General features: G+C 57.2%; 15 protein-coding genes. 7 read left to right on the top strand and 8 right to left on the bottom strand.

Going from position 1 to position 13,929, the window contains the following annotated elements; translation table 11 throughout:
• Positions 1-12: 12 nt before the first annotated feature.
• Positions 13-717, bottom strand: a complete 705-nt coding sequence (locus tag J7380_RS19475; RefSeq protein WP_170356719.1) for a response regulator transcription factor — start codon at positions 715-717, stop codon at positions 13-15.
• Positions 718-1,064: 347 nt separating this feature from the next.
• Between J7380_RS19475 and J7380_RS19470 the strand changes: the two genes are divergently transcribed.
• The 3 genes from J7380_RS19470 to J7380_RS19460 all read left to right on the top strand — a co-directional run bounded on the left by J7380_RS19470 (position 1,065) and on the right by J7380_RS19460 (position 3,893).
• Positions 1,065-2,663 (top strand): phosphoenolpyruvate carboxykinase, encoded by a 1,599-nt coding sequence (locus J7380_RS19470; protein ID WP_170356720.1) that lies wholly within the window; start codon positions 1,065-1,067, stop codon positions 2,661-2,663.
• Positions 2,664-3,026: 363 nt separating this feature from the next.
• A complete protein-coding gene (locus J7380_RS19465) occupies positions 3,027-3,317 on the top strand; it encodes a hypothetical protein (protein ID WP_170356721.1) in 291 nt (96 codons plus the stop codon).
• Positions 3,318-3,428: 111 nt separating this feature from the next.
• Positions 3,429-3,893 carry a hypothetical protein gene (locus J7380_RS19460; RefSeq protein WP_247742659.1) on the top strand — a complete coding sequence of 155 codons (465 nt, stop codon included), beginning with the start codon at positions 3,429-3,431 and terminating at the stop codon, positions 3,891-3,893.
• On the opposite strand, the gene J7380_RS19455 is transcribed toward J7380_RS19460, so the two are convergent.
• The gene (locus tag J7380_RS19455) at positions 3,890-4,654 is read right to left on the bottom strand and encodes a sulfite exporter TauE/SafE family protein (RefSeq protein WP_209198237.1); all 765 of its coding nucleotides are present in this window, start codon (positions 4,652-4,654) and stop codon (positions 3,890-3,892) included. The genes J7380_RS19460 and J7380_RS19455 overlap by 4 nt on opposite strands.
• A 144-nt stretch (positions 4,655-4,798) precedes the next feature.
• Between J7380_RS19455 and J7380_RS19450 the strand changes: the two genes are divergently transcribed.
• The 3 genes from J7380_RS19450 (at position 4,799) to J7380_RS19440 (ending at position 7,640) form a co-directional block, all read left to right on the top strand.
• The gene (locus tag J7380_RS19450) at positions 4,799-6,490 is read left to right on the top strand and encodes an acyl-CoA dehydrogenase family protein (protein WP_209198235.1); all 1,692 of its coding nucleotides are present in this window, start codon (positions 4,799-4,801) and stop codon (positions 6,488-6,490) included.
• A 162-nt stretch (positions 6,491-6,652) separates the two neighbouring features.
• On the top strand, positions 6,653-7,207 hold the full coding sequence (locus J7380_RS19445; protein WP_348539131.1) for a hypothetical protein: 555 nt from the start codon (positions 6,653-6,655) through the stop codon (positions 7,205-7,207).
• Between the two features lie 40 nt (positions 7,208-7,247).
• Complete coding sequence (locus J7380_RS19440; RefSeq protein ID WP_209198233.1) at positions 7,248-7,640, top strand: META domain-containing protein; 393 nt, start codon at positions 7,248-7,250, stop codon at positions 7,638-7,640.
• On the opposite strand, the gene recO is transcribed toward J7380_RS19440, so the two are convergent.
• The 4 genes from recO to era all read right to left on the bottom strand — a co-directional run bounded on the left by recO (position 7,624) and on the right by era (position 10,734).
• Positions 7,624-8,349: a DNA repair protein RecO gene (gene recO, locus J7380_RS19435; RefSeq protein ID WP_209198231.1), complete on the bottom strand. Its 726-nt coding sequence runs from the start codon at positions 8,347-8,349 to the stop codon at positions 7,624-7,626. The genes J7380_RS19440 and recO overlap by 17 nt on opposite strands.
• 79 nt (positions 8,350-8,428) lie before the next feature.
• Entirely contained in the window at positions 8,429-9,286 is an 858-nt protein-coding gene (locus J7380_RS19430; RefSeq protein WP_247742658.1) for a hypothetical protein, read from the bottom strand.
• A gap of 154 nt (positions 9,287-9,440) precedes the next feature.
• A complete protein-coding gene (locus J7380_RS19425) occupies positions 9,441-9,770 on the bottom strand; it encodes a DUF1491 family protein (protein WP_209198226.1) in 330 nt (109 codons plus the stop codon).
• Between the two features lie 55 nt (positions 9,771-9,825).
• Positions 9,826-10,734, bottom strand: a complete 909-nt coding sequence (era, locus tag J7380_RS19420) for a GTPase Era (protein ID WP_209198220.1) — start codon at positions 10,732-10,734, stop codon at positions 9,826-9,828.
• Positions 10,735-10,892: 158 nt separating this feature from the next.
• Here era and J7380_RS19415 point away from each other — a divergent pair, with 158 nt between their 5' ends.
• Positions 10,893-12,269: a multicopper oxidase family protein gene (locus J7380_RS19415; RefSeq protein ID WP_209198218.1), complete on the top strand. Its 1,377-nt coding sequence runs from the start codon at positions 10,893-10,895 to the stop codon at positions 12,267-12,269.
• Between the two features lie 98 nt (positions 12,270-12,367).
• Here J7380_RS19415 and rnc read toward each other — a convergent pair whose 3' ends face one another.
• On the bottom strand, positions 12,368-13,048 hold the full coding sequence (gene rnc, locus J7380_RS19410) for a ribonuclease III (protein ID WP_209198216.1): 681 nt from the start codon (positions 13,046-13,048) through the stop codon (positions 12,368-12,370).
• The gene (gene lepB, locus J7380_RS19405) at positions 13,045-13,884 is read right to left on the bottom strand and encodes a signal peptidase I (RefSeq protein WP_170356730.1); all 840 of its coding nucleotides are present in this window, start codon (positions 13,882-13,884) and stop codon (positions 13,045-13,047) included. The genes rnc and lepB overlap by 4 nt, the downstream gene beginning before the upstream one ends.
• Positions 13,885-13,929: the final 45 nt, after the last annotated feature.

The following is a 13,929-nucleotide window of genomic DNA, read 5'->3' as shown; positions in this document are numbered from 1 at the left end:
AGATTGGCGTTCTTATTCTTCGTTGTACCGGTAACCAATGCCATAGAGCGTTTCGATGGCCGAAAACTCTGAATCAGCGGCGCGCATTTTCTTGCGCAGACGCTTGATGTGGCTGTCAATGGTCCGATCGTCCACATAGACCTGATCGTCATAGGCCACGTCCATCAGTTGATCGCGGCTTTTTACAAAGCCTGGTCGCTGTGCCAACGCCTGCAGCAACAGGAACTCGGTCACTGTCAGGGACACGTCTTCTCCCTTCCAGCTGACCGCATGGCGCAGAGGATCCATCCGCAGTTCTCCGCGTTCCATAACCTTAGCGTCGCCAGTATTGGCGACAGTCGCGTCACCCGAAGTGGCTTCCTGTCGGCGCAGCAATGCCCGGATACGCTCGACCAGCAAACGCTGCGAGAAAGGCTTTTTCACATAATCATCCGCGCCCATGCGAAGGCCAAGAACCTCGTCAATCTCGTCATCTTTCGAGGTCAGGAAAATCACTGGCATCTGGGTCTTCTGCCGCAGGCGCTGCAACAGATCCATGCCGTCCATACGCGGCATCTTGATATCCAGCACAGCCATGTCAGGCAGCTTCTTGTTGAAGGCGTCTAGCGCGGCCTGCCCGTCATTATATGTTTCAACCTCAAAACCTTCGGCTTCGAGAGTCATGGATACGGACGTCAGAATGTTTCTGTCGTCATCCACCAATGCAATCTTTGACATCGGGTTAACCCCTATTCCTGCTCACTCATGCAATTTATCGCTTATTAGTATGGCATTTCTGGCGTTTTTAAGGCCGCGAATCAATCCGTAACTGCGAATCGTGCGATTGTTGTCACATAGATGCAGCAAAAAAGCCGTTAATGTTGCCGGAAAGGCGTTTTGATTTCCGACAGGAAATTTGTGATGGCGCTAAACTTGGGCTTGGTTGCGCTAACTGCGTCAAACCCTCCTGTTCATGTCCCGAATGACCGTGGTAAGACGCGGCCATCCGCCGGTTTTTCCCGGCTAATTGCCCAATGGCGCATCCGGCCCAACCGCCAACGCGCCGCCACACGGAGAAGACACACATGACATCTGGACGGGTTAACCCGCAATTCCGCCTCGAGGATCAGGGCATCGAGGGTCTGGGAAATGTCTATTACAACTTCATGGAACCGGCGCTGATCGAAGAGGCGCTGAAGCGCGGCGAAGGCACTCTGGGCAATGGCGGAGCCTTTTTGGTTACCACCGGCAAGTTCACCGGCCGCTCGCCCAAGGACAAACACGTCGTGCGCACTGACAGCGTTGCAGACCATATCTGGTGGGAAAACAACGCCGAGATGAGCCCCGAGGGCTTTGACGCGCTGTATCAGGACATGCTGGCCCACATGAAAGGCCGCGACTATTTCGTGCAGGATCTGGTTGGCGGAGCCGACCCGGCCTATTCGATCAACGTGCGTATGGTTACCGAATTAGCTTGGCACAATCTGTTCATCCGTCACCTGCTGCGACGCCCGGATCGTGAAGATCTGAACGAGTTCATCGCCGATTTCACCGTCATCAACTGCCCCAGCTTTCAGGCCGACCCGGCCAAGCACGGCTGCCGGTCTGAGACCGTGATCGCGATGAACTTCGACCGCAAGATGATCCTGATCGGCGGCACCGAGTATGCAGGCGAGAACAAGAAATCTGTCTTTACTCTGCTGAACTACATGCTGCCGGAAAAAGGCGTGATGCCGATGCACTGCTCGGCCAACCATGCGGTTGGTAATCCGGTCGACACCGCCGTCTTCTTTGGCCTGTCCGGCACTGGCAAGACAACCCTGTCCGCTGACCCGGCCCGCACTTTGATCGGCGATGATGAGCATGGCTGGTCCGATCGCGGCACCTTTAACTTCGAAGGTGGCTGTTATGCCAAGACGATCAACCTGAACGCCGAGGCCGAGCCGGAAATCTACGCGACCACCACCAAATTTGGCACGGTGATCGAAAACATGGTGTTCGATCCCGAAACCAAGGAACTGGATTTCGAGGACGACTCCCTGACCGCAAACATGCGCTGCGCCTATCCGTTGGAGTATATCTCGAACGCGTCCAGCAGCGCACTGGGTGGCCACCCTAAGAACATCATCATGCTGACCTGTGATGCGTTCGGCGTGCTGCCTCCGATCGCGCGGCTTACTCCGGCGCAGGCGATGTATCACTTCCTGTCGGGCTTCACCTCCAAGGTTGCCGGGACCGAGCGCGGTATTACTGAGCCTCAGCCCACTTTCTCGACCTGCTTCGGCGCGCCGTTCATGCCGCGTCGCCCGGAAGAGTACGGCAACCTGTTGCGCGACAAGATCGCCCAGCACGGCGCGACCTGCTGGCTGGTCAACACCGGCTGGACCGGTGGCGCCTATGGTGTGGGCAGCCGGATGCCGATCCGCGCGACCCGTGCACTGCTGACAGCTGCGCTAGACGGATCGCTGCGGGATGCCGAGTTCCGCAAAGATGCCAATTTCGGCTTTGACGTACCGGTTTCGGTGCCCGGCGTGGCCGAAGTCCTTTTGGACCCGCGCCGCACCTGGGATGATCAGGCGGCCTTCGACAAGCAGGCCGAAAAACTGGTGCAGATGTTCGCCGAGAACTTTGAACAGTACCTTCCGTTCATCGACGAAGACATCAAAGCTGTAGCAATCGGTTAATCGAAAAAAGGGGGCGAAATCGCCCCCTTTTCTTTAAAGAGTCTCACTACATCGTGATCGCGCATAAGTTGTATATTGCAAAATGTGAATGCAATTGCGTTGCTCGAAGTGTCGATCTGAGGTATCTCGGCATGTCAGAAATATGACAAAACCCGACGCTCTCGCGCCGGGTGAGAAGTGAAAAGACCTATGGGATGCTCAAGCGCACACTCACAAACGCGATTTGAGCAGCCTAATCAGATAGCTAGTGTATTCTAAAGGGGATGAGTGTCAATATGAGATTTGCCGGGTAACTCATAAAACGGCATACCTCAGTTCGTCACCGTAAAGGGGCGGAAGACACGGAATAAGGCAGGTAACGATATGACAGAAATCTCGAAACTCACCGAACTGCGTAAATTGATGCAAAGCATGGAGCGGACGCTGGGCCTGGAACAACTCTCTCCGGTTGAGCGCGATATCTATTACGCAGCTGAGGAATTGTCGAAAAACGATCAGGAAGTTCGCACCTTTGGTTTGATCGAACATACACTGGTTCAAAGCGTATCGCGCCCGACATTTTTCCGTGCACTCAAGTCCCTGGTGCAAAAGGGATACCTTTCGCAAAGCGGCAGCGCAAACCGGGGGCGGTACGTCGTTCATGCTCCCAGGTGACGCGCCCAACAGCCACGACAATGGCTGATTGTCGTGCGCAAATGGGCTTCTGAAACGTTTTTTGCCTCGTTGGCATATGTCGTGGCATCGTACCTTACATTCGAGGTTCTGATGCCCCTGCAGAACATGTTTTTCCCAGAATATCCAAGCCGGGCCAGCCTTCTGTTCCTGCCCCATGGGGTTCGGGTATTGTCTGCATGGCTATTGGGATGGCGGGCCATTTTTGCTCTACTTCCCGGCGTTTTCATCGTCTTTGCGGCATTGGGGGGCAGCGACGTTTTCCTGCCCAGCCGCCTTGCCGCGATTGCAATCGCCGTTCTGACAGTACCAGCAGTCTTCTATTTGCTCAAATGGGCCGGATGGGATCTGTTTCCAAGGGCTGATCGCAAACCGTGCTGGGTCTGTGTCATGGGTGTCGGTGTGATCACCTCATTCCTTGTGGCAGGTCTGACAAATATGGCTTTTGGCAGCGCACGCGTCGAATACATTGCCTATTTGATCGGCGACATTTCAGGGCTGTTCTTCCTGATGCTGGGTTTGTATTTCGCCTTCCGCTTTGCTGATAGCCGCAGTTAACCCATCACCGCTTTACGCAGAAGGTTCAATCCTGCGATCAATAGCACCATCAAAGTCAATTTCCGAAACCGCGCCTGGTCGATGCGCGCCTGCAGGCGCAGGCCGACCCACATCCCAAGCAGTGCGGGCAGGATCAGAATTGCCGAGAACGGTGCTGTCTCGGCCCGCAAAATACCCGAACCCAGATGCGCAATAACCAATGCGCCTGCCCCAAGCCCGTAGATTACGCCCTGTACGCGCATTTGCACATCCTTCGGCGTATTCAACGCTGTCAGGTAAGCGACCGTCGGAGGCCCCCAGATCCCCGACAACCCCCCTACGAAACCAGCGATGGCTCCAATCGCGGCTTCAACTCGGGTCGAAGTCTTTTCGAGGGTCAGTTTCCAACCAGCGATCTGAATGACAGCAAAAACCGTAACCGGAGTGCCGATCATCAACAGAAACACCGTCTCGGGCACGAAGCGGACCAGTTGTGCCCCAGCTAACAAAAACACGAGGCCAACCAACAGAAAAACGCGAAACTGCCGTATGGCATCGATCGCGGCCGGAACTCCTTCGCGCAATGCCTGCACGCCATTTGTGACCAACGTAGGCAGGATCAATCCCGCCAGCGCCAATTGCGGCGGAAGTAAAACACTAAGTCCAGAGATAAGCACCATAGGCATCGCAAAACCGACCATCCCTTTGACCCAACCCGCAGCAAAAGCAACGGCTAGGGCAAACAGAATATCCGACGGCGACACAACGGAGAACAGGGTCATGCGCCTGTGATATCACTCCTGAAAAATTCTGCATCGCAAAACTGCGTAAGAAATTTTTGAACTATTTCGCAACGTAATTCGTATTTTTGTTGCGCTGCACGTGCAGCATGGTATGACCAATCGACCCAGAAAAGGACTTGATTCATGGCCCATGACGGACAGGATATGACCCAGATGACAGCATCCGCGATTTTGCCCGACCTTCTGACACTGACCCGCGCCGCAGTCCCGGCAGTCGAAGCTGTGTTCGACCGCGCGCGTGAAACTGTGCGCGAGATGGTGACTGTCGAGGGTCGCGTGTCCGGTGCGTTGATCGAAGCCAACCAAACGGCCGCTCATGGCCTCGCGTGGTTGGCCACCTACAGTCAGTCGCTGCAACAGATGCAGCGTTGGGCCGAGACGTTGGACCGTGATGGCAAGTTTGGTGAAATCGAACAGCTGCTGCATCAAATCGCGTTCGGCGAATACCTGTGGCAGGTCTATGGCGGCATCCAAATGAATCAGGGTGAAATCGTTCGCCTGCAGGATCTTGGCCTCAGCCAAGATGATATGCGCGCGTTGATGATCCCCGAGGTGATGACCCTGACCCAAGGTGGCAATACGCAAGCCGCCCGCAGTCGCCTTGTAGAATTGATGGAAGATCAATCCGGCGCCACCATGTTCGGGGCTTCGGGTCTGGACGAAGAACTGGAAATGATCCGCGACCAGTTCCGCCGTTATGCGGTCGAAAAGGTCGAACCGCACGCCCATGAGTGGCACCTGAAAGATGAGCTGATCCCGATGGAAATCATCGAGGAACTGGCTGAGATGGGCGTCTTTGGCCTGACGATCCCCGAGGAATTCGGCGGGTTTGGCCTGTCCAAAGCCTCGATGTGTGTGGTGTCCGAGGAACTGTCGCGCGGCTATATTGGCGTGGGTTCGTTGGGCACCCGGTCCGAGATCGCGGCCGAGCTGATCATAGCTGGCGGCACGGATGAGCAAAAGGCCAACTGGCTGCCAAAACTCGCCAGCGCCGAGATTCTGCCCACCGCCGTGTTCACCGAGCCCAACACCGGATCGGACCTTGGCAGCCTGCGCACCCGCGCGGTCAAGAACGCCGACGGCGATTATGAGATCACCGGCAACAAGACCTGGATCACACACGCGGCCCGCACCCATGTGATGACCCTGCTGGCCCGCACCAACCCCGACAGCTCTGACCACCGCGGGTTGTCGATGTTCCTGGCCGAGAAAACTCCCGGCACGGACGAGGCCCCCTTCCCCACCCCCGGCATGACCGGCGGCGAGATCGAGGTTCTGGGCTATCGCGGCATGAAGGAATACGAGCTGGGCTTTGACGGCTTCAAGGTCAAGGGTGAGAACCTATTGGGCGGAGAAGAGGGCAAAGGCTTTAAACAGCTGATGGAGACCTTCGAATCTGCCCGCATCCAGACCGCTGCCCGCGCCATCGGTGTGGCCCAAAGCGCGCTGGATATCGCCATGCAATACGCGCAGGATCGCAAGCAGTTCGGCAAGTCGCTGATCAACTTCCCCCGCGTCTCGGGCAAGCTGGCGATGATGGCGGTCGAGATTATGATTGCTCGCCAGCTGACCTATTTCAGCGCGTGGGAAAAGGACAACGGACATCGCTGCGATCTTGAGGCCGGCATGGCCAAGCTGCTGGGTGCACGGGTTGCGTGGGCTGCTGCGGATAATGGCCTGCAGATTCACGGCGGCAACGGGTTTGCACTGGAATACAAGATCAGCCGCGTTCTGTGTGATGCGCGCATCCTGAACATTTTCGAAGGGGCTGCCGAAATTCAGGCACAGGTCATCGCTCGGCGTTTGCTGGGTTGATCTAAAAGGTAGCCCTGTTTCCCCAACTTGACCCGGCGCGCGCGCCGGGTCTTTTTTGCGAATGACATAGGCCCAGTTTCGCCAACGCCCGGAATTTCTCACTACCACGATGCCATGAATACGGTTACATCAACCGGGACAGTGAACAGGAAATTACACAACATGATGCGATCTATTCTGGCCTGCCTCGCAGTAATAGTGGCTATGGCGCTAGGAGGCTGCGCCAAGCAATACCCAGCCGCTGGCCAGAACGACATAGACGAACTGGCGCTGGCTATCCGCGACCTCGGCCCCAACGTCGACCCTGTCGAAGCGCAGCAAGCCGCTGAAATCGCGTACACATACTCAAGCCGTTTGGCGCAGGAATGGAACGTGACCGATCCAGCCATCATTCACAACGCCAAGGTCATCAATGGCCTGCGCGAGAAGGGCCTGTGCAACGATTGGGCCGAAGCCATGACGGCCCGGCTTCGGCAAGAGAATTTCGAGACTTTGGATTTGCATTGGGCGACTTCGCCCCCCACGGCATTTCGCATTATCCACCATACTGCGCTGATCAGCGCCAAGGGGGCTTCGATGTATGATGGGCTGATCCTTGATCCATGGCGCAACAGCGGCGCGCTGACCTGGGCTCCGACACGCGAGGACACAAGATACAACTGGCGCCCTCGCAGCGAAGTACGGGCCGAACTGCTTAGCGGCGAGAACCCGTTTTAAGACCTGTTCAGTTTGGCCTGTGCTGGAATAACTTGATCATATGATGCGACTAACCCTGATCCTGCCCTTCATGGCACTGTTTCAATGCGACAGGGACGAAACCGTCGCCGCCTATGGTGCGGCGGATAGAACATGGGCGCTGCAAGAGATCGACGGTCAGCCATATGAAGCCAGCGCTTTGCTGCGTTTTACGGAAGACGGGAAGATTGCGGGCAACGCCCCGTGCAACAGCTACAGCGGCACCCTAAGCGCCCCATATCCCTGGTTTGAAGTGACCGGATTGACCGCCACCCGCGCAGCGTGCGCGGGGCTGGAAGCCGAAGGATACTATTTCGCCGCTCTGATCGCCATGACACAGTCTGAAGTGGCCGGAGATGTTTTGATCCTGCGGAACGAGGACGGCCACGAGATGGTGTTCAAAGCCGCCGAGTAAACTGCTCGACAAACCGCGCCCGCGCTTCAGGCAGCGGGCGATGACCGAGGGACGGCGCGACCCGGTGCTCTAGAAAATACCCGGTGGTGCGCAGTGCCTCCGCAATTTCGGGATCCGGCGCGGCCCCCTCGCCGCGCAGGCATGGGGGCAGTGGCAAAAGCTTATCCGCCCATTCCCCCGCCCCTTTCTCACTAACCGCGCGGCCAGATTTCGGAGAGACATAGATCAGATCTTCGACCGCCCCGGTAACGGCACAAGCGGTCAGATCAAGACCAAAGCCCAACTCTTCAAGCATGGCCGATTCCCATCGCAAATAGGCCAGAGGCCATACATCATCCTGTCCCAGCAGGTCCATCAACCGTTCGGTTTGTTTGTAGATGACCGGGTGGGGTTCCCGTTCGGGCAGGCAGAAGGCCAAAAGTGCCACGACCGCGTTTAAGCCCGCCAGTGCCAGCCGCCCCGAAAACGCCGCCGCTGCACGAGACCGCAGGGGTTCTACCTGAAACGTGCCTATATGCTCTTCGAGCCGCGCGCGCCAAAGCACATCCAGCTGCGCGCCCGGCTGCAGGATTGGCGCAGTCTTCCGGCTGGTCCCACCGCGCACGACACCGGCATGGCGACCATGGCCTTCGGTAAAGACCTCGATGATCGCCGATGTTTCACCATGTCGGCGTGTCGTCAGAAGTATGCCATGATCGCGCCAGTCCAATAATCTGCCTTATATTGCGCCCCCTTGTCGCCGCAACAGAACGCAGGTGGCTAAATTAAGCAAGCGGGAACAGGTCCAGTCAGAACCGCAGTCGGACTGCCAGTCCAACCAAAGGTGCTGTATCATATTCCTGGCGACTGAGCTCATTGCCATTGCGATCGTCCAGCGTCAGACGCCCGTCCAGCTCAGCGCCAGCGAAAACATTCAGAGATACGCCGGGATTCGGGGCATAGCCGAAGGCCAGAACAATGGGGATGCTTTTGTCTTCACCAACCCCGTCAGGTGCCAGTCCATCCCCATCCAACCGGAACCGTATCCGTTCAGACCGAGCCGAGAGCGACAGGTTCATTTCATCGCTCAGCGCATAGCTGAGGGTTAGCCCCGGACCTTGCGTCGCCCCAATGCCCGAACCAGTGTTCAGGTTCCAACGGTCATTGATGTCCCAATCGACCAACAACGCCGGGAAAAGCTCGGTCCCGTCATCCTCCAGCTGGGAAAACGCACCAAACGCGGGGCCAATCGTCAAACGCTCATTCAACTTCCATGCGATACCTGCGAACACGCCATAGGTCCGCCCGTCCGAGGCCGAAGCCCCGCTCTGGTAATCCCAGCGCACCTGCGGAGACACGAAAACAGTTGCGGTATTGCCTACGCGAAATCGCACGGGCACGGAAAACCGAATGTCGCGAATGTCTTCCCAAGGTTGGTTTTCGGCTTCACTGAAATTGTAGTCGAACCTACCAAAACTGGTCGACAGCCCAACCGAGGTTCCTGCGTCCAAATTGTACAGCGCCGTCGCGCGCAAAAAAGAGCGATTGGCCGAAAACTCTCCTCCATCATCCAAGCTCGCATCGCCCTGAAAAGCCGCCAGCCCCTCAAGTTGATAGACCCATCCCACCCTTGGTTGTGCCGAAGACACGGTCGCGGATATGCTCAAAAACAACGCGGTCCCGCACAACGTTGACAGGAAAGTTTTCATCCGCTCCAACCTTTTGAAAACAGGGCACAGTCTCAAATAGCAGTTCTGCATCTCCTGCAGAACGCACAATGAAAATAGAATGTTTGACTTTCTTCGCCAGACCACAAGGGGATTATTCGAGCCCCTCTTCCCCCAGCAGATGACGTCCTTGCCGATCCTCGACCTCTATCACCCAAAGGTCAGGATCAAAACTGCGCTGTCGCGCAATGGCGACGTCTACGTCGGTTTCTTGTCCCGCAGACAGTTCGACCCATGTGCGCTCGCCGCTCATTAGGTCAAAACTACGTTGAAAAGCGATCGCCTGACCGTCAAGCGTGTTGAGCTTGACCAGCACAGCACCGGCTGTGTTGTCACCGTGAGCGACGACAAACGCAGGAATTTCTTGAAACCGCAGCCGAGCCAGATAGGCGTGAACCCAAAATTCAGCTGTCAGACGGGTCATGGCGCGCTCCTTTGAAACCGCGCCAATAATTTCGGACGAAAACTCTTAGTAACGCTCATGCGTTGCCGTCTTTGAATTCCAGGCCCATTTCCGAATAGCGCTCGGATTCCTCCAACCAGTTCGGGCGGACTTTCACCTGCAGGAACAGGTGGATCTTGCGGTCCAGAAACTCTTCCAACTCGGCACGCGCGGCTTGGCTAACCGCTTTGATCGTCTCACCGCGTTTACCCAGAACGATGCCCTTGTGGCCGTCGCGCATGACATAGATGACCTGATCGATTTTGGCCGATCCGTCCTTGCGCTCTTCCCAGTTCTCGGTCTCGACGGTCAGTTGATAGGGCAGTTCCTGATGCAGACGCAGGGTCAGTTTCTCGCGCGTCATCTCGGCGGCAATCATGCGCAGGGGCAGATCGGCGATCTGATCCTCGGGGTAGAGCCACGGGCCTTCGGGCAGTTCGCCCGCAAGCCATTTTCGCAGATCGTCGACGCCGTGGCCTTTTTCGGCCGAGATCATGAAGGTTTCAGCAAACGGATAGCGCGCGTTCAGGTCGCTGGTCAGGGCCAGCAGTTTCTCGGATGGTACTTTGTCGATCTTGTTGATGGCCAGAGCGACGGTGCGGCCCTGTCCGATCTCTTCCAGACCTTCCAGAATACGTTCGACCCCTTCGGTGATGCCGCGATGGGCCTCGACCATCAAAACGACGACATCCGCATCGGCGGCCCCGCCCCAGGCGGCGGCGACCATGGCTCGGTCCAGACGACGGCGCGGCTTGAAAAGACCCGGCGTGTCAACAAAGACCAACTGGGCCTCGCCCTCCATCGCGACGCCGCGAATGCGCGCACGCGTGGTTTGCACCTTATGCGTCACGATCGAGACTTTGGCCCCAACCATGCGGTTCAAAAGGGTGGATTTGCCTGCGTTGGGCTCTCCGATCAGGGCGATAAATCCGGCGCGTGTGGTCATGTGTGCTGCGATCCTGTTTGCAAGTGCGCACCCCTATAGCAGAAAGGTCCCGCGGGCCAGAGGGATTTGTCGCATTGCGGCCATGCGCCCCCGATGGCAACACTAAGTCACGCGGCGCCGATCCCAGCCAAGCGATCCCCCATTTAAATGAGGCAAAGATGAACCGTCGTGAGTTTTTTCTGAGCAGCGGTGCCGCCGCCGGCGCATTTAGTCTTGGAGGTTTCGGGTTGGCTGCCTCCCCGCAGGAGTTGGTCGTGCAACCCGCGCGCTTTGCGCTGCGAGAGCAGGTCACGGACGGCATGGTCAGCCTGTCCCCGGATGCTCCGCCACCCGTGCTGCATGGCAAACAGGGTGAGGTCATGCGCCTGCCGGTACGCAATACGCTACCGGACTATACGGCGATGCATTGGCATGGGCTGCGCATCCCGAACGGGATGGACGGGGTTCCCTATCTGACGCAAATGCCCATCGGACCGGATGAAGTGTTTGCGTATGAGTTCACGCCCCCGGACGCAGGCACCTATTGGTATCACCCTCATTGCATGACAATGGAGCAGATGGCCCATGGCCTGACCGGCGTGATGGTGATTGCCGAGGCGGAAGACCCCGGTTTTGACAGCGAGCAGGTGGTGAACCTGCGCGATTTCCGGCTGGATGAGGACGGGGCCTTTCTGCCTGCCTACACGGCGCGCGGGGCAGCCCGGGCGGGTACGTTTGGCAATGTGCAAACCGCGAATTGGCTGCAGAGCCCGGTCTACGATCATGCTGCAGGCGGTCTTGTACGAATGCGTGTGGTCAACACAGACACAACCCGGATCTACAAACTGCATCTCAGCAGCAGCAAAGCTCGGATCATTGCCTGGGACGGTCACCCGGTTGAAATAGACCTACCCTTGCCCGGTGCGGATGCGCCTTTATTGCTAGGGCCGGGCCAGCGGGTGGATTTTGCGGTGCAAATGCCCGCGACCGAAGGGCAGACGGTGGATTTGATCGCCAAATTTCCCGGACAGCCCCCTCGTTCGATGTCGCAGTTGCGGGCGATTGGCCGGAATATGGCTCGTGATCTACGGGGCTTGCGGCCTCTGCCGATGAACCCGGTTGCTAAACCGGATTTGGACCGGTCCGAGTTACACGAGTTCGTATTTGGTTGGACGCCAGAAGGCGGTGAGCCGATCAACGGGTTCTGCGGATCATTGGGGTATAATTTCTGGTCGATCAACCGCACCCCTTGGCCCGGAGACGCAGCGCCCGGTGTCGGTCCCCTTGCAACGCTGGAACAGGGCAAAAGTTATGTCCTGCGGCTGCGGAACGAGTCACCGAACCTGCATCCGATCCATTTGCATGGACTGGCATTTGTTCCATTGACGTCGAACCTTCGGACCTTGCCGCCTTTGGTGACCGACACAATGCTTTTGTTGAAGGATGAGACGGTCGATATCGCCCTTGTGGCGGACAATGTGGGGGACTGGGCGTTTCATTGCCATGTGATCGAACATCAGAAAACAGGGCTGACGGGCTTCATTCGGGTTGTTTGAGGGTCGAATTGGCTACGCCAATCCGATCGCAGGGGGCCAGCCCCCTCACCCGAAGTATTTTGGCCAGATCAAAATGGATCCTTGGCCCGTCGAAGACGTTACTTTGTTAACTGATCGAGCAGCGTTTTGGCCGCCGCCTGTTCCGCCTGGCGTTTTGAGCCGGCAGTGGCTTGCGCCTCTGTACCGTCCTGCAAACGTGCGGCGATCGTGAATACGGGGGCGTGATCGGGTCCGCTGCGTTTGACCTCAACATAAGATGGGGGTTTCTGACCCCGTGCCTGCGCCCATTCCTGAAGAGACGTTTTGGCATCGCGCGCATCTGCTTCGACCGAATGGATGCGATCGCCCCACAAAGCAATGATCACGTCCCGCGCCGCTTCGAACCCGGCATCGCGGTAGATTGCGGCGATGACCGCCTCCATCGCGTCGCCCAACAGTGCCTGTTTGCGACGACCCCCTGACAGCATCTCAGATCGGCCCAGTTTCAGAACCGCCCCAAGGTCGATCTGCCGCGCGACATCGGCGCAGGCTTCTTTTCGGACCAACGCATTGAATCGCGGAGCGAGTTGACCCTCAGTTGCCTTTTTGTCGGCCTCCAGCAAGGCCGTAGCCATAACCAACCCCAATACACGGTCGCCCAAAAACTCTAACCGCTGATTATCCGGTCGGGTTGAGGACGAGACTGAGCCATGAGTCAACGCGCGAACAAGCAGCTCAGGGTTGGAGAACGTGTAGCCCAACCGATGCTGAAAAGACTTTATCTCGGCAGAAAGCTTCACTTGACCGCCTTGAAGAACCGGTCACTCCGCCACGTCCAGAAGAACAGCATCGACCGGCCAGCGGAAGAGAACATGATCCGATCTGCGCGACCAATCAGGTTTTCGTAAGGCACATAGCCCACGCCACCCGCAGATTGCGGCAAACGGCTGTCGCTGGAATTGTCACGGTTGTCGCCCATGAAGAAATAGTGACCTTCGGGAACAGTGTAGATCCCGGTGTTGTCGGATCCCTGGTTGCCGATATTGAGTACGTCGTAAGAGACGCCATTTGGCAACGTTTCGATCGTCCGGGACTTTTCGCAAATCGCCCCAATCCCGACCGGGCCGTTTTCACATCGCGGACGAAGACCTTGCGGCCCCTGTGGTAAAGCGGTTTCGGTGAAAACACCATCTGGTTGCTGTGGAACAGGCGTACCGTTCAGGATGATCTGGCCTTCGCGGATCTGGATACGATCACCGGGCAACCCAATCAGGCGTTTGATGAAGTCACGCCCTGTAACAGGGTGACGGAAGACAATGACATCCCCGCGTTCAGGATCTCCGGCCCAAAGGCGCGAGTTATCGTCACCCGACATCCAGCCGCAAACATCCTCGGCATCGATATTCAAGCCAACGCTGGGAATTATCAGACTGGGGCACGAGGCATAGGAATAACCATAGGCCATCTTGTTGACGAACAGGAAATCCCCGATCAGCAGGGTCTGTTTCATCGAGCCCGACGGAATCCAGAAGGGTTGAAAAAACAGTGTCCGGAAAACGCCTGCGATCAGCAATGCGTAGACGATGGTTTTAATCGTCTCCCACACGGGATTTCCGGTTTTGACGTCCTCGGCCATACTGCTCTCCGGTCCTTGGTTTGTTGGGGTGCTACATGCGGGGCG

Origin of the sequence: Ruegeria sp. R8_1, assembly GCF_017743815.1 — a bacterium.
Classification (GTDB): Bacteria; Pseudomonadota; Alphaproteobacteria; order Rhodobacterales; family Rhodobacteraceae; genus Ruegeria; species Ruegeria lacuscaerulensis_A.
The sequence above is the reverse complement of the archived record's forward strand: the minus strand, read 5'-3'. Positions and strand labels throughout refer to the sequence as shown.

Excerpts from the sequence above, each read along its gene's own strand:
- J7380_RS19475 (WP_170356719.1), bottom strand. The coding sequence starts at position 717 with ATGTCAAAGATTGCATTGGTGGATGACGACAGAAACATTCTGACGTCC.
- J7380_RS19470 (WP_170356720.1), top strand. The coding sequence starts at position 1,065 with ATGACATCTGGACGGGTTAACCCGCAATTCCGCCTCGAGGATCAGGGC.
- J7380_RS19465 (WP_170356721.1), top strand. The coding sequence starts at position 3,027 with ATGACAGAAATCTCGAAACTCACCGAACTGCGTAAATTGATGCAAAGC.
- J7380_RS19460 (WP_247742659.1), top strand. The coding sequence starts at position 3,429 with ATGCCCCTGCAGAACATGTTTTTCCCAGAATATCCAAGCCGGGCCAGC.
- J7380_RS19455 (WP_209198237.1), bottom strand. The coding sequence starts at position 4,654 with ATGACCCTGTTCTCCGTTGTGTCGCCGTCGGATATTCTGTTTGCCCTA.
- J7380_RS19450 (WP_209198235.1), top strand. The coding sequence starts at position 4,799 with ATGGCCCATGACGGACAGGATATGACCCAGATGACAGCATCCGCGATT.
- J7380_RS19445 (WP_348539131.1), top strand. The coding sequence starts at position 6,653 with ATGATGCGATCTATTCTGGCCTGCCTCGCAGTAATAGTGGCTATGGCG.
- J7380_RS19440 (WP_209198233.1), top strand. The coding sequence starts at position 7,248 with ATGATGCGACTAACCCTGATCCTGCCCTTCATGGCACTGTTTCAATGC.
- J7380_RS19425 (WP_209198226.1), bottom strand. The coding sequence starts at position 9,770 with ATGACCCGTCTGACAGCTGAATTTTGGGTTCACGCCTATCTGGCTCGG.
- era (WP_209198220.1), bottom strand. The coding sequence starts at position 10,734 with ATGACCACACGCGCCGGATTTATCGCCCTGATCGGAGAGCCCAACGCA.
- J7380_RS19415 (WP_209198218.1), top strand. The coding sequence starts at position 10,893 with ATGAACCGTCGTGAGTTTTTTCTGAGCAGCGGTGCCGCCGCCGGCGCA.
- lepB (WP_170356730.1), bottom strand. The coding sequence starts at position 13,884 with ATGGCCGAGGACGTCAAAACCGGAAATCCCGTGTGGGAGACGATTAAA.